23 protein-coding genes are annotated in these 23427 nt (G+C 66.8%); 16 read left to right on the top strand and 7 right to left on the bottom strand.

The window, feature by feature from the left end; translation table 11 throughout:
• Positions 1-31: 31 nt before the first annotated feature.
• The 5 genes from HCO70_RS02090 to HCO70_RS02070 all read left to right on the top strand — a co-directional run bounded on the left by HCO70_RS02090 (position 32) and on the right by HCO70_RS02070 (position 3940).
• Positions 32-847, top strand: coding sequence for an inositol monophosphatase family protein (locus HCO70_RS02090; RefSeq protein ID WP_172292611.1), 816 nt, complete (start codon positions 32-34; stop codon positions 845-847).
• Between the two features lie 122 nt (positions 848-969).
• Positions 970-1923, top strand: a complete 954-nt coding sequence (locus HCO70_RS02085; protein WP_172292609.1) for an aldo/keto reductase — start codon at positions 970-972, stop codon at positions 1921-1923.
• An 88-nt stretch (positions 1924-2011) separates the two neighbouring features.
• On the top strand, positions 2012-3349 hold the full coding sequence (locus tag HCO70_RS02080) for an 8-oxoguanine deaminase (RefSeq protein ID WP_172292607.1): 1338 nt from the start codon (positions 2012-2014) through the stop codon (positions 3347-3349).
• Positions 3350-3408: 59 nt separating this feature from the next.
• Positions 3409-3633 (top strand): type II toxin-antitoxin system ParD family antitoxin, encoded by a 225-nt coding sequence (locus HCO70_RS02075; protein ID WP_172292605.1) that lies wholly within the window; start codon positions 3409-3411, stop codon positions 3631-3633.
• 1 nt (position 3634) lies between these two features.
• Positions 3635-3940, top strand: a complete 306-nt coding sequence (locus HCO70_RS02070; protein ID WP_172292603.1) for a type II toxin-antitoxin system RelE/ParE family toxin — start codon at positions 3635-3637, stop codon at positions 3938-3940.
• 9 nt (positions 3941-3949) lie between these two features.
• Here HCO70_RS02070 and HCO70_RS02065 read toward each other — a convergent pair whose 3' ends face one another.
• A complete protein-coding gene (locus tag HCO70_RS02065; protein WP_172292601.1) occupies positions 3950-4234 on the bottom strand; it encodes a hypothetical protein in 285 nt (94 codons plus the stop codon).
• Between the two features lie 164 nt (positions 4235-4398).
• On the opposite strand from HCO70_RS02065, the gene HCO70_RS02060 reads away from it, so the two are divergent.
• Together HCO70_RS02060 and HCO70_RS02055 are read left to right on the top strand one after the other, a co-directional pair.
• Positions 4399-5469, top strand: a complete 1071-nt coding sequence (locus HCO70_RS02060) for a LacI family DNA-binding transcriptional regulator (RefSeq protein ID WP_172292599.1) — start codon at positions 4399-4401, stop codon at positions 5467-5469.
• A gap of 299 nt (positions 5470-5768) precedes the next feature.
• Positions 5769-7667 (top strand): PhoX family phosphatase, encoded by a 1899-nt coding sequence (locus HCO70_RS02055; protein ID WP_172292597.1) that lies wholly within the window; start codon positions 5769-5771, stop codon positions 7665-7667.
• A gap of 48 nt (positions 7668-7715) precedes the next feature.
• Here HCO70_RS02055 and guaD read toward each other — a convergent pair whose 3' ends face one another.
• Entirely contained in the window at positions 7716-9002 is a 1287-nt protein-coding gene (guaD, locus tag HCO70_RS02050; protein ID WP_172292595.1) for a guanine deaminase, read from the bottom strand.
• Between the two features lie 123 nt (positions 9003-9125).
• Between guaD and mgtE the strand changes: the two genes are divergently transcribed.
• Together mgtE and HCO70_RS02040 are read left to right on the top strand one after the other, a co-directional pair.
• Entirely contained in the window at positions 9126-10511 is a 1386-nt protein-coding gene (gene mgtE / locus HCO70_RS02045) for a magnesium transporter (RefSeq protein WP_172292593.1), read from the top strand.
• Positions 10508-11071, top strand: a complete 564-nt coding sequence (locus tag HCO70_RS02040; protein ID WP_172292591.1) for a 5-formyltetrahydrofolate cyclo-ligase — start codon at positions 10508-10510, stop codon at positions 11069-11071. Before mgtE ends, HCO70_RS02040 begins: the two co-directional genes overlap by 4 nt.
• A 20-nt stretch (positions 11072-11091) precedes the next feature.
• Here HCO70_RS02040 and HCO70_RS02035 read toward each other — a convergent pair whose 3' ends face one another.
• Entirely contained in the window at positions 11092-11820 is a 729-nt protein-coding gene (locus tag HCO70_RS02035; RefSeq protein ID WP_172292589.1) for a TetR/AcrR family transcriptional regulator, read from the bottom strand.
• 120 nt (positions 11821-11940) lie between these two features.
• On the opposite strand from HCO70_RS02035, the gene HCO70_RS02030 reads away from it, so the two are divergent.
• Complete coding sequence (locus tag HCO70_RS02030) at positions 11941-12804, top strand: NAD(P)H-binding protein (protein ID WP_172292587.1); 864 nt, start codon at positions 11941-11943, stop codon at positions 12802-12804.
• Positions 12805-12879: 75 nt separating this feature from the next.
• Here HCO70_RS02030 and HCO70_RS02025 read toward each other — a convergent pair whose 3' ends face one another.
• Positions 12880-13926 (bottom strand): YHYH protein, encoded by a 1047-nt coding sequence (locus HCO70_RS02025; protein ID WP_216665232.1) that lies wholly within the window; start codon positions 13924-13926, stop codon positions 12880-12882.
• Positions 13927-14016: 90 nt separating this feature from the next.
• Between HCO70_RS02025 and HCO70_RS02020 the strand changes: the two genes are divergently transcribed.
• The 4 genes from HCO70_RS02020 (at position 14017) to HCO70_RS02005 (ending at position 18557) form a co-directional block, all read left to right on the top strand.
• Positions 14017-14829, top strand: coding sequence for a TIGR00282 family metallophosphoesterase (locus HCO70_RS02020; protein ID WP_172292583.1), 813 nt, complete (start codon positions 14017-14019; stop codon positions 14827-14829).
• Positions 14826-15755 carry a DMT family transporter gene (locus HCO70_RS02015; protein WP_172292581.1) on the top strand — a complete coding sequence of 310 codons (930 nt, stop codon included), beginning with the start codon at positions 14826-14828 and terminating at the stop codon, positions 15753-15755. Before HCO70_RS02020 ends, HCO70_RS02015 begins: the two co-directional genes overlap by 4 nt.
• Complete coding sequence (locus HCO70_RS02010) at positions 15752-16663, top strand: DMT family transporter (RefSeq protein WP_172292579.1); 912 nt, start codon at positions 15752-15754, stop codon at positions 16661-16663. Before HCO70_RS02015 ends, HCO70_RS02010 begins: the two co-directional genes overlap by 4 nt.
• A gap of 112 nt (positions 16664-16775) precedes the next feature.
• Positions 16776-18557: an SLC13 family permease gene (locus HCO70_RS02005; RefSeq protein ID WP_172292577.1), complete on the top strand. Its 1782-nt coding sequence runs from the start codon at positions 16776-16778 to the stop codon at positions 18555-18557.
• Between the two features lie 341 nt (positions 18558-18898).
• Here HCO70_RS02005 and HCO70_RS02000 read toward each other — a convergent pair whose 3' ends face one another.
• Positions 18899-19876: a hypothetical protein gene (locus HCO70_RS02000; RefSeq protein ID WP_172292575.1), complete on the bottom strand. Its 978-nt coding sequence runs from the start codon at positions 19874-19876 to the stop codon at positions 18899-18901.
• A gap of 161 nt (positions 19877-20037) precedes the next feature.
• On the opposite strand from HCO70_RS02000, the gene prpE reads away from it, so the two are divergent.
• Complete coding sequence (prpE, locus tag HCO70_RS01995; protein WP_172292573.1) at positions 20038-21936, top strand: propionate-CoA ligase PrpE; 1899 nt, start codon at positions 20038-20040, stop codon at positions 21934-21936.
• Between the two features lie 21 nt (positions 21937-21957).
• On the opposite strand, the gene HCO70_RS01990 is transcribed toward prpE, so the two are convergent.
• The gene (locus HCO70_RS01990) at positions 21958-22332 is read right to left on the bottom strand and encodes a hypothetical protein (RefSeq protein WP_172292571.1); all 375 of its coding nucleotides are present in this window, start codon (positions 22330-22332) and stop codon (positions 21958-21960) included.
• 87 nt (positions 22333-22419) lie between these two features.
• Between HCO70_RS01990 and HCO70_RS01985 the strand changes: the two genes are divergently transcribed.
• The gene (locus HCO70_RS01985; RefSeq protein WP_172292569.1) at positions 22420-23178 is read left to right on the top strand and encodes an alpha/beta fold hydrolase; all 759 of its coding nucleotides are present in this window, start codon (positions 22420-22422) and stop codon (positions 23176-23178) included.
• On the opposite strand, the gene HCO70_RS01980 is transcribed toward HCO70_RS01985, so the two are convergent.
• The gene (locus tag HCO70_RS01980; protein WP_371742141.1) at positions 23175-23408 is read right to left on the bottom strand and encodes a CTP synthetase; all 234 of its coding nucleotides are present in this window, start codon (positions 23406-23408) and stop codon (positions 23175-23177) included. The genes HCO70_RS01985 and HCO70_RS01980 overlap by 4 nt on opposite strands.
• Between the last annotated feature and the right edge of the window lie 19 nt (positions 23409-23427).

The following is a 23427-nucleotide window of genomic DNA, read 5'->3' as shown; positions in this document are numbered from 1 at the left end:
GCGGGAACCCTCCCGCGCGGTAAGTGTTTTTATGGACCCGATCAGCGACAGCCTGAAAGCCGAGCTTCTCGACACGGCCAACGCCCTGGCCGATGCCGCCCGTTCTGCAATCCTGCCGCATTTCCGCGCCGTCGGCCTCGCCGCCGAGAACAAGGCCGGCATCGGTTTCGACCCGGTAACCGCCGCCGACCGCGCCGCCGAGGCGATCATGCGCGATATCCTGGCAGAGCGCCGCCCCGAGGATGGCATCCTTGGCGAGGAATACGGTGCGAAAACCGGAACCACCGGCCTGACATGGGTCCTCGACCCGATTGACGGCACCCGTGGCTTCATTTCGGGCACGCCCACCTGGGGCGTACTGATCGCCGTAGGGCCCGAAGACGGCCCGATCCTTGGCGTCATCGACCAGCCTTACATCGGCGAACGTTTCGTCGGCGGCCTCGGTATCGCCGAACTCGACGGCCCCATGGGCAACGCCCCGCTCCGCACCCGGGCACCGCGCGCGCTGTCTCAGGCCACCATCCTGACCACCTTTCCCGAAGTCGGCACCGATCAGGAAGGCGCCGCCTTCCACCGCCTCTCGGCCAACGCCAACCTCACCCGCTACGGCATGGATTGCTACGGCTACGCCCTCCTCGCCGCGGGCCAGGTCGACCTCGTGGTCGAGGCCGGGCTTTTCGCCTACGACATCCAGGCCCCCCTCGCCGTGATCGAGGCGGCGGGCGGCGTCGTCACCGACTGGGAAGGCCACCCCTGCCCGATGGGCGGCCGCGTCCTCGCGGCCGCCAATACCCGGATCCACGCCGAGGCACTGGAAATCCTGCGCGGCACCGCCCCCAACGACTAACCGGCCGACGCCAGGTCAGCCGGCATTTCGGGCTTTATCCTTCCGGCCCGGTGCTATGTAATCGCCGGCAAGGGCAGCGCACAGCATGTCGCGCCGCCCGCATCTCGAAGGAGCTACACCAAATGGAAACCCGCAAACTGGGGCCCACCGGGCTCGAGACCGCCCCTATTGTCTTCGGCGGCAACGTCCTGGGCTGGACCGCCGACGAGCCCGAAAGCTTCCGCATCCTCGATGCCTTCATCGACCACGGGTTCAACGCCATCGACACCGCCGATGTCTATTCCCGCTGGGGTGAGGGACATACGGGCGGCGAATCCGAAACCGTGATCGGCAACTGGCTCGCGGCACGTCCCGGCATGCGCGACAAGGTCACGATCTTCACCAAGGTCGGCTCCGACATGGGCGGCCCGGGCGAAAAAGGCCTGTCCGAGGACTGGATTCTCAAGGCCGTCGACCGCTCGCTCGCACGGCTGCAGACCGATGTCATCGACCTCTATTTCTCGCACTGGCCGGACCCCGAGACCGGGTACGCCGAAACCCTCGGCGCCTATGACAAGCTGCTGAAGGCCGGCAAGATCCGTGCCGTAGGCGCCTCCAACCTCGACGCGGCGCAACTCACCGAAGCCCTGAAAGTGGCCGAGGACAACAGCCTGCCCGCCTATCAGGTGCTGCAGCCCGAATACAATCTCTACAAGCGCGACAGCTTCGAGGGCCCGCTGCGCGATCTCTGTATCGAAAAGAACATCGGAGTCGTGTCCTACTTCGCTCTCGCCGCCGGGTTCCTGACCGGCAAGTACCGCTCCAAGGACGACCTTCAGGGCCGCGCCCGCGGCAGCTCGGTCGAAAAGTACCTCAATGAAAAGGGCCTGAACCTGCTCGGCGTGATCGACACCGTGGCCGAGGCGCATGGCGCCACCCCGGCCGAGGTCTCGCTGGCCTGGCTGATCGGGCGCGAGGGCGTCACCGCCCCCATCGCCAGCGCCACCAGCACGTCCCAGGTCGAAACCTTCGCAAGTGCAGCCGCGCTGACCCTGACCGAAGACGAGATGACCCGGCTCACCGGGGCGATGCACTGATCATCCGGCCGGGGCGGTCCGCCCGCCCCGGCCCTTTGCCCGCGCGCGCAACTGGCCTAGCTTCGAACTAACCAGCCCGGAGCGTCTCATGGCCGAAATCCTCATCCGCAATGCCCGCCGCGTCCTGACCATGGACGACAGCCGCCACGAATACGCCGATTGCGATATCCTGATCCGCGGCGGCGAGATCGGCGCCATCGGGCAGAACCTCACCTCTACCGGCGAGGTCGTGAACGCCGAGGGCTGCATCGTCACCCCCGGCCTCGTGAACACCCACCACCACCTGTTCCAGACCCTCACCCGCGCCGTCCCGGGCGGTCAGGATGCGCTGCTTTTCGGCTGGCTGAAAACCCTCTATCCGATCTGGTCCCGCTTCGGTCCCGAGGAAATCCGCGCCTCCGCCCTGATCGGCCTCGCCGAACTGGCGCTCTCCGGCTGCACACTGACCTCCGACCACCTCTATCTCTTCCCCAACGGCGCCCGCCTCGACGACACCATCGACGCTGCGCGCGATATCGGCCTCCGCTTCCACGCCACCCGCGGCGCCATGTCCATCGGCGAAAGCCTTGGCGGCCTGCCGCCCGACAGCCTTGTCGAGCCAGAACCCAATATCCTCGCCGACATGGTCCGCGTCGTCGACGCCTTCCACGATCCTGCCCCCGGCGCGATGATCCGCGTCGGCCTCGCCCCCTGCTCACCCTTTTCTGTCAGCCGCGAACTGATGCGCGATACCGCCATCCTAGCGCGCGAAAAGCACGTGATGCTCCACACCCACCTTGCCGAGAATGACGAGGACATCGCCTATTCGCAGGAAAACTTCGGCTGCCGACCTGGCCAGTATGCCGAGGATCTCGGCTGGACCGGTCCCGACGTCTGGCATGCCCATTGCGTAAAGCTCGACGGACAGGAAATCGACCTCTTCGCCCGCAGCCGCACCGGCGTCGCCCACTGCCCCTGCTCCAACTGCCGCCTCGGTTCAGGCATCGCTCCGGTCCGGCAGATGCGCGACGCGGGCGTGCACGTCGGCCTCGGCGTCGACGGCTCCGCATCCAACGACAGCGGCAATCTCGCGGCAGAGGCCCGCACCGCCATGCTGCTGCAACGTGTCGCCAACGGCGCCGACGCGATGAGCGCCCGCGAAGCCCTCGAAATCGCCACCCGCGGCGGCGCCGAGGTGCTTGGCCGCGACGACTGCGGCCGCATCGAACCCGGCTACCGCGCAGACCTCGCCCTCTGGGACACGTCTGGCGTCGAAAGCGCCGGCAGCTGGGACCCAGCCGCCCTCCTCCTCGCTGGCCCCACGAAGGTGCGCCACCTCTTCGTCGAGGGCCGCCAGGTCGTCCGCGACGGCGATCTGACCACCATCGACCTGCCCGGCGTCATCGAGACCCAGACCCGTCTGGCGAAGGCGCTTGTGACTGGCTGATACGCTTGCCGCATGGCCAGATTGGCCATATATTGGCTGAAGTGAGCATGAGGTCTGCTATGCCGAACATCTCCCTTCCAGAAGCCATGCAGGACTACGCCGAAAGACAGGTAGAGGCTGGCGTCTACGCAAATCTCTCCGAAGTCGTCCGCGCCGGGCTGCGCAAACTGATGGAAGAGGATGGCGCGACGGCCTTCTATCTGCTGCAGCGGGACCTGAGGGAAGCCGCCGGCGAACCGACCGAAGACGTCGACCTGCGGAAACTACTGCTCGACTCCGAATAACATGCGCCTCAAGCCAAGGGCCCGAGCGGATCTGCTGGCGATCCGAGCCTGGGGCGAGGATCACTGGGGACCGGCCCGAGCGAGGGATTTCCTCGAAGGCTTGATAGAAAAGCTGGAAGAACTCGACGCCCACCCGCACATTGGCAGGCCCCGATCCGTCTTCTTCGATGGCCTGCGCTCGATCCGCTACCGAGGGTATTTGGCTTTCTACATCCTCGAAGACGACCACCCGGTCATCGTCGCCATAATCCACGAACGCCGGAATCTCGCGGCGCTCGAATTCGCGGATCGCATAGAAGGCACTTAAACATCGCTTTCAATGCCGTGTCGCCCGCCTTGCGCCATCCAACCGGATGAACCCGTCCCTCTCCCGCGCGCCTTCCCGCAACACTTCGTCCCAGCCGCCCGCGAGCGCATAGACCTCGTCGGGTGAAAACCCCGCATCCGCGATCAGCCGCGGCGAATGGCGCCCCAGCATTTTCAGCGCGCGCCTGTGCTCCGCAACCCTCCGGCGGCGGCGCAAGTAGACGGCAAAGGCAAAACCAACGTCGCTCCAGAACGGGCGGAGTGTCATCGGACGCGGCATGTCGAGCGCAGTCATCGCAATCGATCCTGTTGGGTTTCCGTCGAGGTTTGAACCGGTTCAAGCGCGACTCGCAGCGCGCCCTTGAACCGGTTCAAAGATACCGCTCCCAACCACCCCCGGTCAAGCAAATATTGAACCGGTTCAAGAACCCGGCTAAGCCGAGGGCGAGGACACCGCACATGACAGACACCCCAACCCGGAAACCCGCCCGCCTCGCCGACGTGGCCGAGGCCGCCGGCGTCTCCAAGGCGACCGCTTCCAACGTCTTCAACCGCCCCGGCATCGTCCGCAAAGAGCTGCGCGACCGTGTCCTCGAAACCGCCCGCCAGATCGGCTATGCCGGACCGGACCCCCGCGCCCGCGTCCTAGGCACCGGCAAGGTCGGTGCCATCGGCGTCGCCACGGTCGAACCGCTCTCCTACTTCTTCGAGGACAGCTTTGCGCGCGAACTGATGACCTCCATCGCCCGCGCCTGCGACGACAGCGGCACTGGCCTGTCGCTGGTCTCCTCCGCCAACCACGAACAGCTCGCCTGGAACCTTCGCAACGCGGTGGTTGACGGCTTCCTGCTCTACTGCCTCGAAGAAGCCCGCGACCTGATCGACGAAGCGCGGGACCGGCACTTGCCTTATGTCGCGCTCTACGTCGACAGGCGCGAAACCGGCATCCCCGCCGTCGGCATCGACGAAGCCGCCGCCGCCCGCCTCGCGACGCAGCACCTGCTCGACCTTGGTCACCGCCGCTTCGCCATCCTCGCCATGGAATTCACCGCCGGCAGCAGCGGCCCGGTCACGCTCGAAACTGTCGACACCGCCTTCTACTCGGCCACCTCCGGCCGCGCCATCGGCACCCTCGACACGCTGGAGGAGGCGGGCATCCCCCGCACCTCGGTCCCGATCCACGAAACCCTCACCGACGCAGATACCGTCGCCGAGGCGCTGGAACGGATCTTTGCCGCGTCCGAACCGCCCACCGCCTTCGTCGCCCAGTCGGACGCCATCGCACTCTACGCGCTGGACTGGCTGACAGAGCGCGGCATTTCGGTGCCCGGTGACGTGTCCCTGATCGGCTTCGACGACATCCCAGAGGCCGCCGTCTCCACACCGCCCCTCACCACGATCCGCCAGCCGCTGAAGGATATCGCGCGCCACGCGGTCGACGCGATCCTCGACCCGCAGGACGGCGTCCTGCGCAAAGTCCTCCCTGTCGAGTTGGTAGTCCGGAATTCCACGGCACCGCCGCGCCGGTAATGCTGTGAAACGGCTGCAACCGGTAAGGGGCAGTTCAGTATATCAAACTGAAGTAATTATATAAATTTCGACCACCTCCAATGTATCGCAACCGACGCGCGCGAGCCGGTTCTACCAATTGGCGGGAAATGAGACCTCTGCAGGTCCACGTGATACTTCAAAGTAATGTGATAACATCTCAGAATTCACCTGAGCGACATAAGCCCGTTACGTATCCGACATCCCGGCATGAAAGCTGGCAGGGGCGTTCGCCCATCAGGCGGACGAGATCCAGCGAAAAAGCCAGAGGAAGAATGACAATGGATATCCGGAAAACGGTTGATCTGTCCTGGGACGAGTTCGACGAACTCCGCGACCCGCGCCCCGCAACGAATGACTTCGACGCCGTCGTCGAACGAGCCATCTCCCGCCGCGGTTTCCTGGGCGGCGCGCTGAGCTTCGGCTCGGCAGCCGCCGTCTTCGGCTCGGGCGTGCTCGGCTCTGCCACCTCGGCCCGCGCCCAGGCCGCAGCCTTCAATTTCACCCCGATCGGCATCGCCACCGATTTCGACATCCACGTTCCCGAAGGCTACGAATGGAAGCCCTTGGTGAAATGGGGGCAGGCCCTGTTCTCGGAAGCCGAAGGCGCCTATACGCCCGAAACCGGCGTCCCGGTCGAGATGTCCGACAAGGTGTTCGGCGAGAACACCGACGGCATGGAAACCTTCACCCATGACGGCCACGTGCTGTTGGCGATCAACTCTGAATATGTGAACCCCAAGATCAACCTGCCCGCCGACTCCGAAGGCATGCCGAAGAACGCCGACGAGGTCACGCTGCTGAAGAACATGCAGGGCGTCACGGTGCTGGAGATCGCCGATAACGGTAACGGCTGGGAAGTCGTCGTCGACAGCCCTTATAACCGCCGCATCACCCACGAAACCCGGATGACCATGGACGGCCCGGTTGCCGGGGCGGAACTGGTCAAGACCAATGCCGACCCCGACGGCACGTCGCCCAAGGGCACGATGAACAACTGCGGCTCGGGAAAGACACTCTGGGGCACGTACCTGACCTGCGAGGAAAACTTCAACGGCTACTTCGGCTCCACCGAAACCAGCCAGGACCAGAAGCCGCTCGTCCTGCCCTTCGGCTTCGACCGCTACGGCATCGGCGCCGAAGGCCGCTATGCCTACGAGACATTCGATCCGCGCTACGACTTCTCGAACGAGCCGAACGAACCCAACCGCCACGGCTGGGTGACAGAGATCGACCCGTCCGATCCGACCAGCACCCCGGTCAAGCACACCGCCCTCGGCCGTTTCAAGCACGAGAATGCCGAGATGGTTCAGGCCGCCGACGGACGCATCGTCGTCTACATGGGCGACGACGAACGTGGCGAGTTCATCTACAAGTACGTCTCGAACGGCACCTGGGCCGGAGGTCAGCCGACTGACGGGCTGCTCTCCGATGGCACGCTCTACGTGGCGAAGTTCAACGACGACATGACCGGTGAATGGCTGCCGCTGACCCCGGAAACCACCGGCATGCCGCTGGAGGAAATCCTGGTCTTCGCGCGCATGGCCGGGTCGAAGGTCGGCGCCACCACCATGGATCGTCCCGAATGGATCACCACAAACCCTCTGCGGGCCGAGGCCTATTGCGCCCTCACCAACAACTCCAACCGTGGCGTAAAACCGAATGCCGGTGGCGATGAAACCCCGGTCGGCGGTCCGAACCCACGCCAGACCAACGAGTACGGCCAGATCGTCCGCTGGCGCCCGGAAGGCGAGGACCACGGCGCCACCGGCTTCACCTGGGATCTCTACGTGATGGCCGGCAACCCCGACGTCCACGACGACGCCTATGCCGGGTCTGAAAACGTCACGCCGGGCAACATGTTCAACTCGCCCGACGGCATGGCTTTCTCGTCCGACGGTTTGCTCTGGATCCAGACCGATGGCGACTACAGCAACGAAGGAGAGTTCGCGGGCCAGGGCAACAACCAGATGCTGGTCGGCAATCCGGAAACCGGCGAAATCGCGCGCTTCCTCACCGGGCCCTACGGATCCGAAGTGACCGGCCTGACCTGGTCGCCGGACCGCAAGGTTGCCTTCGTCGGCATCCAGCACCCCGGCGGTTCCTGGCCCGACGGCGAAGGAAAGCCGCGCTCGTCCGTCATCGCCGTATGGCGTCAGGACGGCGCCGAAATCGGCTGACCGGGCGACAGCGAAACACCGGGTGGCGGTCAGCCGCCGCCCGGACCTTCAGACCCGCACACCGCCGACCCAGACGTCCCGCACGGCCCGGTCGTCGCCCATCATGATCGTCGGGAACAGCGCCTCCCAGATATCCCCGGCCCGCGCCGCCCGCTGCGCGATCCCCGGCGTCGAGGTGAGGTCCAGCACCACCAGGTCCGCCTCCATCCCCGGCGCGACGTTCCCGATCCGGTCATCCATCCGCAGCGCCCGCGCCGACCCGGTCGTCGCCAACCAGTAAAGCTGCGCAGGGTGCAGGGCCGACCCGTTCAGCTGCCCCACCTCGTAGGCCGCGGCCATCGTCCGCAGCATGGAAAACGAAGATCCGCCCCCGGTATCCGTGGCCAGCCCTACCCGGTGCCCCGCCGCCGTCAGCCCGGCCATGTCGAACAGTCCCGACCCGATGAACGTATTCGAGGTCGGACAATGGATCAGGGACGCATCCACCTCCCGCAGCCGGTCCTTCTCGCGCGCCTCCAGATGGATTGCGTGGCCGTATAGGCCGCCGGCCCCCAGCAGCCCGAACCGCTCGTAGGTATCCAGGTAGTCCCGCGCCTCCGGGTACAGCCCCAGCACCCATTCGATCTCGTCGGTCTGCTCAGACAGGTGCGTCTGCATCGGGCAATCCGGGAACTCCGCCCACAACGCCCCCAGCGCCTCCAGCTGCTTCGGTGTCGACGTGGGCGAGAACCGCGGCGTGATCGCATAGCTCAGCCGGTCCACCCCGTGCCACCGCTCCAGCAGCGCCTTGCTCTCGTCATAGGCCCGTGCGGCCGTATCCCGCAGCCGCTCCGGCGCGTTCCGGTCCATGCATGTCTTGCCGGCCACCGTCCTCACCCCACGCCGCTGCGCCTCCGCAAAGAACGCCTCCACGCTCTCTGGATGAATTGTGCAATAGGAACAGACTGTCGTCGTCCCGTTCGCCAGCGTCAGGTCGAAATACCGCGCCGCGATTTCGGCGGCATATTCCGCATCCCCGAACGCCATCTCCTCCGGAAAGGTGTAGGTGTTCAGCCAGTCGATCAGCCGCTTGCCCCAGCTCGCGATCATCGCCGTCTGCGGATAATGCGCATGCGCATCGACGAACCCCGCCGTGACCAGCCCGTCGCCATAGTCCACCGCCTCGACCCCGGGATGCGCCGCCCGCAGATCCTCCGCCGTCCCCACCGCCGCGATCCGCCCGTCCCCGACCAGCACCGCCCCGCGCCGCTCGTACCGCGCCGCGTCCTCCACCGGCACATCGAACGGATTCTCCGTAAATCCCAGCACCTGACCGCAGATCAGCACCTTGCCCATGCGCGTACCCCTCTTTAGACCGGCGCAGAATAGGCGGCGCCGCACGGCGGGTAAATCCACTGGACCCCTGTCGCCACGGCCCCATCTTCACTAGCCTGAAGGCGACCGGAAAAGAGGCAGTCCATGGCGGAAGAAGAAACGCTCGAAGAACCCCGCGAAGACGTCCGCTACGAACTTGATCGCGACCGGGTCCTTGCGATCACCGAGGCCGCCCACGAAGGCGACGCCGAACGCGTGACCGAGCTGATGGAGCCGCTCCACGCCGCCGACATCGCCGACCTTCTGGAACAGGTCGACTACGACGACCGCGTCGCGATCCTGAAAGTCTACGAACCCGAGATCGACGGCGAGATCCTGTCGGAACTCGACGAATCCATCCGCGAGGAGGTGTTCGACCTCCTGTCGCCCTCAGTCCTGACCGACGCGGTCCGCGAGCTGGAATCGGATGACGTCGTCGACCTGCTCGAGGATCTTGAGGACGAGCAGCAGCAGGCCATTCTCGGCGCGCTCGAGGACAACGACCGCCTCGCCGTCGAACAGGCCCTGACCTATCCCGAATACTCCGCCGGCCGCCTGATGCAGCGCGAGGTGGTGGCGGGCCCCGAATACTGGACCGTGGGCGAGGCCATCGACTACCTCCGCTCGCGCGAGGATCTGCCGGAAGACTTCTACCACATGACCCTGGTGGACCCGCGTTATCACCCGGTCGCCAACGTCACCCTGGGCAAGATCCTCGGCCATCGCCGCGACGTGAAGCTGAAGGACATCGCCGAGGAAACCTTCCGCACCATCGAGGCCACCGAGAAGGAAGGCAACGTCGCCTATGCCTTCAACCAGTACCACCTGATCTCGGCGCCCGTGGTGGACGAGGACGGCAAGCTCGTCGGTGTGATCACGATCGACGACGCGATGATCGTTCTGGACGAGGAGCACGAGGAGGACATCCTGCGCCTCGCAGGTGTCGGCGACGAAAGCTCGCTCTCGGACAAGGTCATCGCCACCACCAAGCGCCGCTTCCCGTGGCTTGCGGTGAACCTCGTCACCGCCATCGTCGCCTCAATGGTCATCGCGCTCTTCGACGATACCATCGCGCAATATGTGGCGCTGGCGGTGCTGATGCCCATCGTCGCCTCGATGGGCGGCAACGCCGGCACCCAGTCGCTGACTGTTGCCGTGCGCGCCATCGCCACCAAGGACCTCACCGGCTCGAACGTCTGGCGGGTCATCCGGCGGGAAATCCTCGTCGGCCTGATCAACGGCGTCGCCTTCGCCGTCTGCATGGGCGTGCTCGGCATGATCTGGTTCAAGTCGCCGATGCTCGGCGCGGTCATCGGCGCCGCGATGATCATCAACCTCGTCGTGGCGGGCCTCGCCGGCACCGCCATCCCGGTCCTGCTGGAGAAGATCAAGGTCGACCCCGCGCTCGCTTCCGGCGCCTTCGTCACCACGGTCACCGACGTGGTCGGCTTCCTCGCCTTCCTCGGCCTCGCCGCGGCCTTCCTGCTGTGACCGATCTCACCGCCGTCAAGGCCGCCGCCCGCGACGCCGCCTTCGCCCGCCGCCAGACCGCCTACCACACCGGCGACCGCGCCGCCGGCGCCGCCCGCCTTCTGGAAGCCCTCGCTCCGTACAGGGGCCGTCCCCTCTCCGGCTACATGCCGATGCGCACCGAAATCGATCCGCTCCCCGCCATGGCCGCCCACGCCACCACCGCCCCCGTCGGCGTGCCGATCACGATCCGCCGCGGCTTGCCGCTGATCTTTCACAGCTGGACGCCGGAGACGGAGATGAAGGACGGTCCCTTCGGCGCCCGCGTCCCCGTCACCGCCGCCGGGATGACCCCGGAGGTCCTGATTGTCCCCCTCGTCGCCTTCGACCGCGCCGGCAACCGCCTTGGCTACGGCGGCGGCTTCTACGACCGCACCCTCGAACAGCTCCGCGCCCAGCGCCCGACCATCGCCATAGGCTTCGCCTGGGCCGCGCAGGAGGCGGAAGCCCTTCCTCTCGAACCCACCGACCAGCGCCTCGACATGATCGTGACCGAAGCGGAAACGCTCACCTTCGCCTGACCCGGACGGGACCGTGACACCTACTCCCGCCGCGCCTCGCCATTCGCGATCCGGTCCAGCAATTCTTCAAGCAATAACCGCTCCCCGCCCGACAGAACCGAGGTATCCCCCAACGATGCACGCAGCGCCGCCGCCGCCCCGCGCGCACCGTCCCCGGCCACAGCCGGCGCAACACGGGTGATCGCCGCGATCACCGCCTCCCGCGCCGTCTCCGACAGCGCCAGGTCGCGGGCGCCCTCCGGCTGGCCCAGCAGCGTCAGCACCGTACCCACGCCGGCCGCCTGCGTCAGCCCCACCGCCCGCGCCTCGCTGACCTGCAGGCGCCCCGCTTCCGCGATCTTTCTGATCCGCGCCCGCAGCACCTCCATCCCCGCCGCCACGGCGGGCGAGGCGGCCCCGGGCGTGCCGCCGCTCATGATCGCGAACAGCCCCGGATGGGTCAGGCCGAATTCCACATGCATGTCCCACCCGTCCCGCAGGTCCTGCACCGGGTCGGCATGCGGTTCCCGCGCCGCCTTTCCGGCGACATAGCGCCCCAGAACCTCCGCCGCGACCGCGTCCAGCAGCCCGCGCTTGTCGCCGAACAACCGATAGATCGTCGGCGCCTGCACGTCGGCGGCCCCGGCCACCGCCCGCGTGGTCGCCGCATCCGGCCCGCCCGCTGCGATCAGCTCCGCCGCGGCCGCCAGTATCCGGCCCCGCACGTCGCCCGAAGGCGCTTCACTCACAGTCTCGTCCGTCTCACCCATGCCGCCACCCTAACGCCGATCCGTTACCGCTGATAGCGCCCTCTTGTTATCGATGATAATCACTGATATCGAAAAGCCGTTATCACCGATAACAGCGAACCCCGATCACAGGAGCCGCCCATGATCACCGTCACCGGCGCCACCGGCCAACTCGGCCGCGCCATCGTCGAAGCGCTCGCCACCCGCCTCCCGACCACCGCGATCACCGCAAGCTGCCGCGATCCCGGCAAGGCCGAAGACCTCACCGCAACGGGCATCCAGGTCCGCCAGGCAGATTACGACGATCCCGAAAGCCTCCGCCGCGCCTTCGACGGTGCCGAACAGGTTCTCCTCGTCTCCTCCAACGCCGCCGCACGGGGCGGCGACCCGCTGGCCCATCACCGCACCGCGATAGAGGCCGCCCGCGCCGCCAAGGTCCGGCGCATCGTCTACACCAGCCACATGGGCGCCAGTGCCAGCTCCGCCTTCCCGCCGATGCACGACCACCACGCCACTGAAGAGATGCTGCGCGACTCCGGCCTCGCCTGGACCGCTCTGCGCAACGGTTTCTACGCGGCCAGCAGCCTCACGGTGATGGCAGAGGCATTCGACACCGGCCACCTCGAGGCGCCCCAGGACGGCACGATCTCCTGGACAGCCCATGCCGACCTCGCCGAAGCCGCCGCCACGATCCTGGTGGAAGAAGGCCGCTTCGACGGCCCCACCCCGCCGCTCACCGGATCCGAGGCCCTGAGCTTTACCGACCTCGCCGCCATCGCCACAGATCTCGGCCGCGCGATCCGGCGCGAAACCCTCTCCGACGAGGGCTTCCACGCAAGGATCGTGGCCCGTGGCGTGCCCGAACACGCAGCAAAGATCGCGCTCGGCATGCATATCGCCAGCCGCAACGGCGAATTCGCAACCACCGATCCGACACTCGCCAACCTGATCGACCGCCCGCCGATCTCCATGCGCTCGCTGATCGCCGAAAGACTGGGCCGCTGACCAAGCCCCTAGGGCCGGCCGCACAGGCCGTCCCTGCCACCGAAGACTTTGATACGCCGCCGACCGCGCCCCAAATTACCGCTCGTAGCGGGAAAACCCGTTATCCACCGCTGGCGTAAAGCTGCCCGGGCACCGGTCCGTCGCCGTTGCGAAAGCCACGACCCGGCCGCGCCCGGCGCCCTTAACCTCTTCGAAATGCCCGTAGCAGCCGGAATTGCAGTAATAAAGCGTCCCCTCGACGCCGCGCACCTTCTCGACCCGCCCGCCACGCAGCACGTCGACGCCATTCAGCACCCCGGTCATGACAGAGCACAGATCGCGCCCCGCCGGGATGTTCTGAAACGTCCCGACCGTGAACCGGATCGGGATGCCGATGATCTCCTTCCCCGAAGCATCGCGGCGGTGCTCCCAGGTGTCTCTGGTAAACCCCTGCGGCACCCCGGAATAGCAGTCGAGCACCGCATAATCGCCGCGGGTCTCGACATTGTAGAAATACCGCCCCGAGCCATCGGTCGCTCCGCGGCACGCGTCCAGCTTGTCCTCGATGTCGTTCCCACGGTCGAACCAGCCGAGCGCGAGGATCGGAAACCCGTCCGCCGCCCAGCCGATGGGCCGCCGTGCCTCGTCGACGAATCCGCGGCCAAGTTCCTCGATCAGGCAGTTGGGCGCCCGGTGATAGTGATAGTCGTCACCCCGCCCGGCATGTCCGCCGCAGATGTCCAGCTCTCCCGCCGCGGCGGCGCTGACGGGCTTGCCGGTCGACGGCCGTACTGGTCCTTGCGTCGACGGATCGAAGATCGGAATGCCGTTCACCGCCACCCCGATGGCGCCCGGCACCGTCGCGGTCGGGTGTGCTGCCATGTGCGGCGTCCGCGTGATCCGGAAACGGTAATCATGCGGCCGCGGAAACTGCTGGTTCGATCCGGTGATCCCGCGCATCAGCACATCCGATTCGTCCGGAAACCCGTGGCCCCGAAACGAAATCTCGCGCGAATTGCAGGACAGCCCTTCGACTTCGTCTGTGTAACAGGCGGAATTGCAGGCACAGTCGGCGATATGCTCCTCGATGGAGTGGCCAAGTGCGGGATTGGCAAGCAAAACGAGGATCAGCGCATATCTCATGCCATCTGAATAGACGATCCCCAGCTTTTGCCAAATACCGGCGCGTTTGTCCTTGCCGCGCGTCTTCAAGGCGCCTAAGCCCGCTCTGATATGAGACTGCTTTTCCTCGGCGATGTCGTTGGCCGGTCGGGCCGCGACGCGGTCACAGCCCGCCTGAAACCTCTGCGCGAGGAGTGGCGGCTCGACTTCGTCACCGTCAACGGAGAGAACGCCACAAACGGCGCCGGCCTCTCCGCCGCCCACGCCAAGGACCTGCTCGACGCCGGCGCCGATTGCCTGACGCTCGGCGACCACGCCTTCGACCAGCGCGACATGCTGCAGTTCATCGAGGCCGAACCGCGGATCATCCGCCCGCTGAACTACGCCAAGTCCGCCCCCGGCCGCGGCGCCCGCCTGTTCGAGGCGACGCGCGGCCGCAAGATCCTCGTCACCCAGGCCCTTGGCCAGGTCTTCATGAAGCGCGCCTTCGACGATCCGTTCTCCGCCGTCGAACAGGTGCTAAAGACCCATCCCCTTGGCGGCCAGGCGCAGGCGATCCTCGTCGACATGCATTGCGAGGCGACGTCCGAGAAGATGGCGATGGGCCACTGGTGCGACGGCCGCGCCTCCGTCGTCGTCGGCACCCATACCCATGTCGCCACGGCGGACGCGATGATCCTGCCCGGCGGCACCGCCTACCAGACCGACGCCGGCATGTGCGGCGACTACAACTCGGTGATCGGCATGGAGAAATCCGAGCCGCTCCGCCGCTTCATCACCGGCATGCCCGGCGGCCGATTCAAGCCCGCCTCGGGCGAAGCCACACTCTCCGGCCTCTACGTAGAGACAGACGACAGGACCGGCAAGGCCATCAAGGTCGCGATGATCCGCGACGGCGGACGCCTCGCGCCCGCCTGCCCATGACCGCCGCCCCGGCCGAGAACCGGGCGCTGCTCTTCGGCGCGGTGCTCCTGTTCGGCGCGGGCTGGGGCCTCGGGCAGCCATTCAACAAGATCGCCGTGTCCGGCGGGTGGCAGCCGTATGCCATCATCTTCTGGCAGGGCATCATCAGCAGCGTCATGGCCTTCGGCATCTGCCGTCTGCGCGGCAAAAGCCTGCCGCGCACCATGGCCCAGTGGCGAACCTGCGCCGGCGTTGCGGTACTGGGCACCATGATCCCGCATTTCGCCACCTACACCGCCGTCGCTCACCTGCCGGCGGGAGTGATGTCAGTGGTGCTCTCCACCGTTCCCATCGTCTCGATGCCGATGGCGGTCGCTTTCGGCAACGACCGCCTGTCGGCCCGCCGCATCGCCGGCCTGCTGTCGGGCCTGACCGCCGTCTGCCTGATCATCCTGTCGCGGCCCAGCGAGGGCGGCGCGCCGGTGCAGGGCTTCTACGTGCTGATCGCGCTGATCGCCCCCTGCTGCTACGCACTGAACGGCAACCTGCTCGCCAGGTATGGTCGCGCCGGGCTCGATCCGGTGCAGGTGATGCTCGGCTCGGCGCTGATCGCGATACCCGTCGCCCTGCCGCTGGCTCTCGCGACCGGCCAGTTCCGCGCCATCGCGATGCCGCCGCCGACTGCGGACCTTGCAATGATCGCCGTCGCGTTGATCCACACCTGCGTCTATATCGGAAACCTCTGGCTGATCGGCCGCGCCGGACCCGTTTTCACCTCGCAGATCACCTATTTCATCACCGGCTTCGGCATGCTCTGGTCGATGCTGATCCTGGCCGAGCGCTATCCGCCACTGGTCTGGGCGGCGCTGCTGCTGATGCTCGGCGGCCTGTTCCTGGTGCAGCCACGCCGCGCCAGAAGCGCCCCGGTCACGGAACCCGTTCAATGACCGGCCGCACACCTTTCATCGCAATTCTGATCGTCTGCGGCGTCTTCTGGGGCCTGTCGGTGCCTCTCGCAAGCATCGCCGTCTCCGACGGCTACCGGCATTTCGGCCTGATCTTCTGGCAAACCGCGATCGCGGGTACTGCAATCACGCTGGTCTGTGCCGCCCGTGGGCGCCTGCCCCGCATCGGCTGGCGCCAGTTGCCGATCTGCCTGACCGTCGCATTGGCCGGGAATATTTTCCCCGGCATCGCCTTCTACCAGAGCGCCGCGCACCTGCCCGCGGGCATCGTCGCACTGCTGGTCTCGCTGGTGCCGATGTTCTCCTTCCCGATGGCGCTGGCGCTCGGGACCGAGAAATTCGCAGGCACCCGCCTCGCCGGCCTGCTGCTGGGAGCCCTAGCGGTGCTGCTGCTCGCCGCCCCCGACGCGGCGCTGCCCGATCCGTCGCTTTCGGCCTGGGTTCTCGTCGCGATGATTGCCCCGTTCTTCTATGCGCTCGAAGGCAACATGGTCGACAAGTTCGGCACAGCCGGCCTCGACCCGGTACAGCTTCTCTGTGCTTCCTGCTGGATCGGCGCCGTCATCGCGCTGCCGCTGGCGCTGGCCACCGGGCAGTTCATCGACCCGCGCCCGCCCTGGGGCCCGCCGGATCTCGCGGTGCTGCTCTCATCCCTGATCAGCATCTTGGCCTATTCCGCCTATGTCTGGCTGGTGCGCCGCGCCGGAGCGGTCTTCGCCGCGCAGGTCGCCTACCTGATCACCGGCGGCGGCGTGATCTGGTCGATACTGCTGCTGTCCGAACGTTATCCGCCCATCGTCTGGGCCGCGATGGCACTGATGCTCGCCGGCATCCTGCTGGTCCAGCCGCGGCAGGCGGAGCCGCTGCCGCCCGACCCCACGCCGACATGACGCACCAAAATGACGCACGGGCACCACACTCCATCCGCAGCGGAATGCCGCGCTTGTGCAGGGCGCGGCATCGGGTAAGGATACCCCCCGGTTCCAGGCGGCAGCACATCGAATGATCCAAGGACTACTTTCCGACAACGGCGAAGCGTTCGTGACCCTCGCCGTGGTCGCCCTCATGTTCGTCCTCTTCGTGAAAGAGGTCTATCCGCCCGAGGTCACGGCCATATCCGGCGTCGCGCTGCTGCTGCTCCTTGGCGTCCTGCCCTATGACGCGGGCCTCGCGGTCCTGTCCAACCCGGCGCCCTGGACCATCGTCGCGATGTTCGTCGTCATGGGCGCGCTGGTCCGGACCGGCGCGCTGGAATGGTTCACGCAGATCGCCCAGTCGCGCGCCGATACCAGCCCCGCCTTCGCAGTCGGTGCGCTGATGGCGCTGGTCATCGTCTCCTCGGCCTTCGTCAACAACACCCCCGTCGTGCTGGTGATGATCCCGGTTTTCGTCCAGCTCGCCTCGCGCATCGGCGCCTCAGCCAGCAAACTGCTGATCCCACTCTCTTATGCCGCGATCCTCGGCGGCACCACGACGCTGATCGGCACCTCCACCAACCTGCTCGTCGACGGCGTCGCCCGCGCCGGCGGCCTCGCCCCCTTCTCGATCTTCGAGGTCACGCCGATGGCCCTGATCCTCGTCGCCTGGGGCGCGGTCTATCTCTATCTCGTCGGCCCTCGCCTGCTGCCCGACCGCACCAGCATGGCCGACCTGCTATCGACCAACCGCTCGAAGATGAAATTCTTCACCGAGGCGGTGATCCCCCCCGAATCCAACCTCGTCGGCCGCGAGGTCCTCAGCGTCCAGCTGTTCCAGCGCGAGGGCGTGCGCCTGATCGACGTGATCCGCGGCGATGAATCGCTGCGCCGCAACCTTGAAGGCGTCGAGTTGCAGGTCGGCGACCGCGTCGTTCTGCGCACCCAGATGTCCGAGTTGCTCAGCCTGCAGCGCGACAAGTCGCTCAAACGCGTCGATCAGGTCTCCGCCGTGGAAACCAAGACCGTCGAGGTCCTGATCACCCCCGGCTGCCGCATGGTCGGCCGCGCCCTCGGCAACCTGCGTCTGCGCCGCCGCTACGGCGTCTACACCCTCGCCGTCCACCGCCGCGACCAGAACATCGGCCAGCAGATCGACCAGCTTGTCGTCCGCGTCGGCGACACCCTCCTGCTCGAAGGTGCGCCAGAGGATATCCAGCGCCTCGCCGCCGAGATGGAGTTGGTGAACGTCAACCAGCCCACCGCCCGCGCCTACCGCCGCAGCCACGCCCCCATCGCGCTCGCCGCGCTGTTCGGCATCGTCGCGCTGGCCGGCCTCGGCGTCGCCCCGATCCTCTATCTCGCCGTCATCGCCGTCGCCGTGGTCCTGCTCACCCGCTGCATCGACGCGGACGAGGCGTTGTCCTTCGTCGAAGGCCGCCTCCTCGCCCTGATCTTCTCGATGCTCGCGATAGGCGCCGCGCTGGAATCCTCCGGCGCGGTGATGCTGATAGCCGAAACCATTGCCCCGGCCCTCACCGACCTGCCGCCGTTCCTGATCGTCTGGGCGATCTACCTGCTGACCTCGATACTGACGGAACTTGTATCCAACAACGCAGTCGCCGTCGTCGTCACCCCCATCGCCATCGGCCTGGCAGAAGCCATCGGCATCGACCCGCGCCCGCTGGTCGTCGCCGTCATGGTCGCCGCCTCGGCCAGCTTCGCCACCCCCATCGGCTACCAGACCAACATGATGGTCTACGGCCCCGGCGGCTACCGCTTCTCCGATTTCCTCAAGGTCGGCATCCCGCTCAACCTGTCCATCGGCCTTCTCGCCTCTGCGCTGATCCCGCTGTTCTGGCCGCTCTGACGGCCCGGCACAGCAATGGTCCGGGCAAGGTTGTCGCCTCACCCGGAGCGGCGCGTCATCCAATGATCTGGCAATGAATTCCCGGGGACGGAACGCAAGTCACTCACCCTGGAAGCCGCGCCGACCGAAAGGGCTGAGCGGCGCGGCCCCCGTGCCTTACGTTACTTTGGTTTCGGTCCGCCGGCCTTCTTCGGCGCGGCTTTCTTGTCGCCCATGGGCGTTCGTCCTCTGAATCGGCCGGGGCGTAATTGCCCCGGCCTGACAGAAATCTCAGCGCCGATTTCCGCGATCCGGCAACTCACATTTCATCTGTTACAGCAGATGTGATCGGCGCCCGAACGCTACTCCAGCGGCACCAGCTTTCCGTCTTCCCAGACGAAACGCAGCGTGCATCCCTCGGCCCCCACGCGCCCGCAATAGGACCCGTGTGTGCTCATCTCGGTGACGGTCACCTGATTGGTCTCGAACCCGTAGATGTTGGCCCTGTAGACCAGGTCGTACCCGCCGCCCGGCAGCTGCCGGTAAAGCGCCTGCAGGCATCCCGCCGACCCGCAGAACAGCGTCCCCATCGACGAACAGGCCGCCCCGCCGTAATCCACCACCAGGTCCGGCACCCCGTCCAGGTCCAGGTCCGTCTCGGTGACGAAGCCCTCCTGAACAGTCACCGTCCCGTCGATGCACGCATCGCGCACCTCCGCCAGAACCTCCAGCGCCGGGGCAGGCAGGTCCGGCGCGGGCGCCGGGGCCGGAACCGTCGGGATCGCGATCACCGGCAGCGTCGCGCCTTCCGCCACAGGCGCCGGTTCCGCCACCGGCGCGACGGGCGCCGCCATCTCGCTCCCGCAGGCCGCCATTGCCTCCTCGATCATCCGCGCGGACCAGCGCAGCCCCATCTCGTGGCGCAGCGTGAACACCGGCGAGACCAGCGAGACCGTCGCCCGGGTCCCGCCTTTCAGCGCCTCCACTGCGGCCCCGTGCGCCGCCGGGTCATAGGCCGCGTAATACACCGACTCCCCCTCAGGCGGCCGCACCCGCGCCATCGGCAAACGTGCGACCTCCAGTCCGTCGACCTCCAGAACGCCGGTCACCTCGTCGGCCATCTCGCCCCCGGCGAACAGCACCTCGAAGGACAGCGGCCGTTCGGCGCTGCAGGACAGGCCGAAGCAAAAGTAATTCGCTGTTACCGCGTCATCCATCGGGCAGACGCTCGCGCCCGCGATGATCTCCCGCGACCCGCCGTCATAACTCCGCCAGCGCCCCTGCGCCTCCGCCCCGGAACTCGTCAGCACCAGCACCAAACAAAGCAGTATTCCCCGCATCACCGTCATCCCCCAAGCATATCGCTGCCACCCTAACCGCATTCCGACAGCCCGCGCATCCCCCCGTTAACGCGAACAGTGACCGGATACCGCAGCCTGCCCCGCTTGCCCGGACGCAGGGTCAAGGCTAAAGCAGATCACGGGAGCGAGGAGGGCATACCATGGCATACGCAGACGTCTACGAAGCCTGGAAAAACGATCCGGAAGGCTTCTGGCTGGAACAATCGAAAGCGATAGACTGGGTCGAACCGCCGAAACAGGCGCTCTACGACCGCGGCGACCACATTTACGAATGGTTCGCCGACGCAAAGGTCAACACCTGCTGGAACGCGGTCGACCGCCATGTCGAGGCCGGGCGCGGCGATCAGGTCGCGATCATCCATGACAGCCCCGTCTCCGGCGTCACCCGCCGCATCACCTACGTGAACCTCCGGAACCGCGTCGCTCAGCTCGCAGGCGCGCTTCGCGCCAAGGGCGTGGAAAAGGGTGACCGCGTCATCATCTACATGCCGATGATCCCCGAGGCGCTGGAAGCGATGCTCGCCTGCGCCCGCCTCGGCGCGATCCATTCCGTGGTTTTCGGCGGCTTCGCCGCCCATGAACTCGCCGTCCGCATCGACGACGCCAAGCCGAAATGCATCATCGCCGCCTCCTGCGGGATCGAGCCGGGCCGCATCGTTCATTACAAACCGCTCCTCGACGGCGCGCTGGAACAGTCCACGCACAAGCCCGACTTCTGCGTGATCTTCCAGCGCGAACAGGAGGTCGCGCATCTCGAGGAAGGCCGCGACTACAACTGGCACGGCATCCAGTTCGGCGTCGAACCGGCGGAATGCGTTCCCGTCGAAGGCAACCACCCCGCCTACATCCTCTACACCTCCGGCACGACGGGCCAGCCGAAGGGCGTCGTCCGCCCAACCGCCGGCCACCTCGTGGCGCTGAACTGGTCGATGAAGAACATCTACAACGTCGACCCGGGAGAGGTGTTCTGGGCCGCGTCGGATGTCGGCTGGGTCGTGGGCCACAGCTACATCTGCTACGCCCCCCTGATCCACGGCAACACCACCATCGTGTTCGAGGGCAAGCCGATCGGCACCCCCGACGCCGGCACCTTCTGGCGCGTGATCTCCGAGCATAACGTGAAAAGCTTCTTCACCGCCCCCACCGCCTTCCGCGCCATCAAGCGGCAGGACCCCAAGGGCGAGTTCCTGAAGAAATACGATATCTCCGGCCTGCGCGCACTCTACCTCGCGGGCGAACGCGCCGACCCCGACACGATCAACTGGGCCAGGGACCTGCTGGGCGTTCCGGTCATCGACCACTGGTGGCAGACGGAAACCGGCTGGACCATCGCCGGCAACCCAGCCGGGGTCGAACTCCTGCCAATCAAGATCGGCTCTCCCACCGTCGCCATGCCCGGCTACGACATCCACATCCTCGACGAGGCGGGGCACGAGGTGCCCCCCGGCACCCTCGGCGCCATCGCGGTGAAGCTGCCGCTGCCGCCGGGCACGCTGCCCACCCTCTGGAACGCACCCGAGCGGTTCAAGAAATCCTACCTCGACCACTTCCCCGGCTACTACGAAACCGGCGACGCCGGCATGAAGGACGAGGACGGCTATCTCTGGATCATGGCCCGCACCGACGACGTCATCAACGTCGCCGGCCACCGCCTGTCCACCGGCGGCATGGAAGAGGTCCTCGCCTCCCACCCCGACGTCGCCGAATGCGCGGTGATCGGCGTCTCGGACGAGCTGAAGGGCCAGCTTCCCATGGGCTTCGTCTGCCTCACCACGGGCGTGAACCGCCCGCACGAGGAAATCGCGAAGGAATGCGTGAAACTGGTCCGCGACCAGATCGGCCCCGTCGCCGCCTTCAAACTCGTCGCCGTGGTCGACCGCCTGCCGAAAACGCGCTCCGGCAAGATCCTCCGCGCCACCATGGTCAAGATCGCCGACGGCCAGGACTTCAAGATGCCCGCCACCATCGACGACCCGGCGATCCTCGACGAAATCCGTGAAGCGGTCGGCAAGCTCGGCTACCCGCTGGTCGCCGCCTGAAACCGGCCAGGGGCGCGTCCCTCAGACGTGCCCCGACCACACCAGGTAGCCGATGAACGCCGCGATCACGATGAGCAGGTTGAACGCCGTCCCGGCAGCCCAGTCCAGCACCTTGCCGCGCCGCTCCGCCTTCAGGTCCACGCCCTTCGCCCAGCGCACGCAGCGCTTGTAGCCCGCCTCAAGCGCCCCCTCATCCACCCGCATCCACAGCTTCGGATGATGCGCCAGCGCCGCCGCCTCGGCGATCGCGCCGGCCTCGGCCTGCACCCACTCAGGCAGCTTCGCGCCGCCGCCGGCCAGTTTCGCCTCCAGCCCGTCGCCCTTCAGCTTCAGCTTCTTCTCGAAAACATCCGCCAGAGACGCTGCCAGCGCCTCCGGCCCTCGGACCGTCCCCATGCATAACCCCCCGGTTTCGCAGACATTCGATCCTAACCGCCCGCGCGCCCTCTGGAAAGCCCCAACGCCCCGCGCTATGCCAGCGCCATGCTGAACACCATCGTCACCGGCGAGCCCACTGCCAAACCCGCCGTCCTTATCGTCCACGGCCTCTTCGGCTCCGCCCGCAACTGGGGCGTGATCTCCAAGCGGCTCTCGGACCGCGGCCAGGTCCTCGCCGTCGACATGCGCAACCACGGCCAGAGCCCGTGGCACGACACCAACAGCTACGACGACATGGCCGGCGACCTCGCCGAGGTCATCGAGCATCATGGCGCGCCTATGGATGTCGTCGGCCACTCGATGGGCGGCAAGGCCGCGATGGTCCTCGCCCTCACCCGCCCCGACCTGATCCGCCGCCTGACCGTCGCCGACATCGCCCCCACCGCCTATGACCACGACCAGCGCCCGCTGATCGTGGCCATGCGCGGCGTCGACCTCACCAGCGTCGAAACCCGCAGCGACGCCGACGCCCAGCTGAAGGATTCAGTTCCCGAAGACGGCACCCGCGCCTTCCTCCTCCAGTCCCTCGACCGAAAGGAGCACCGCTGGCGCCTGAACCTCGACGTGCTGGACAGGGAAATGGACGGCATCACCGGTTTCCCCGACATCGACGCCAGCACCGACACGCCCACGCTGTTCCTCTCGGGCGCCGAGAGCCACTACGTCCGGCCCGAACACCGCGACCGCATCAAGGCGCTGTTCCCGCAGGCCCGCTTCGCCAAGATCCCCGGCGCCGGTCACTGGCTCCACGCCGACAAGCCCCGCGAATTCGAGGCGGCCCTGAGGACCTGGCTCGACGCCTAAGAAATCGCGCGCGCCACGAACCAGGACACCGGCACCGCCGCGACGAACCCCAGACCGGCCGCCACCAGGATCGGCACAAGGGTGACATACCCCGCCACCAGCGCCACGATCACGAACGTGCCCATCAGCGTCGTCGCAATCACCGAAAACAGCGTCATCGCCAGCCGTACCATCGAGACTTCCTCCAACCGGAAAACCTGCGCCTCACATATTCCAATATCCGCATGCATTCCTTGTGCCAGATCAACA

The sequence above is a fragment of the Pseudoruegeria sp. HB172150 genome (assembly GCF_013184805.1).
Classification (GTDB): domain Bacteria; phylum Pseudomonadota; class Alphaproteobacteria; order Rhodobacterales; family Rhodobacteraceae; genus Psychromarinibacter.
This window is presented reverse-complemented; position numbering and strand designations above follow the sequence as displayed.